This is a genomic window from Mesorhizobium sp. M7A.F.Ca.CA.002.15.2.1, assembly GCF_003998715.1.
Lineage (GTDB): Bacteria > Pseudomonadota > Alphaproteobacteria > Rhizobiales > Rhizobiaceae > Mesorhizobium > Mesorhizobium ciceri.
The window spans coordinates 1-458 of the sequence record NZ_RZPI01001269.1 but is presented as its reverse complement, the minus strand read 5'-3'; the positions used below and the strand labels follow the sequence as shown (position 1 = coordinate 458).

1 protein-coding gene is annotated in these 458 nt (G+C 61.8%); it reads left to right on the top strand.

Annotated features, from left to right (window positions below):
* Positions 1-219: 219 nt before the first annotated feature.
* Positions 220-458, top strand: a 239-nt coding sequence (locus tag ENZ74_RS34075) for a TSUP family transporter (RefSeq protein WP_164761517.1), incomplete at its 3' end; no start/stop codon positions are given.

Below are 458 nucleotides of genomic sequence, written 5' to 3'. Positions count from 1 at the left end.
GTCCGCCACCTTGCGCACGCCGGGGTCGCCGTCGAATATCTGACGTATCTGGTCCAGCAATGCGAATGCCATCAGGAGCCTCTTTCCGGGTTAACTACACAAACACAATCCAGGCGCGATGCGCTGGGATAGAGGTAGCGCGGAATCGATCTTGCGCAAACAGGGCGGCCGTGGTCGAACGCTCGATATTTCAGCCGGCCGGACACCTCCATACATCAGATGATCGACCTTAGTATCCAGACCGTCGCCATGCTCGCTTTCGCCGCTTTTGCTGCGGGCTTTGTCGATTCGATCGCCGGCGGCGGCGGGCTGATCACAGTGCCGGCGCTGCTGCTTGCCGGCTTCACGCCGGTCCAGGCGCTCGCCACCAACAAACTGCAAGGCATGTTCGGCTCGGGCTCGGCGACCATCCACTACGCGTCGAAGGGTCATGTCGACCTGCGCCGGCAATTGCCGTC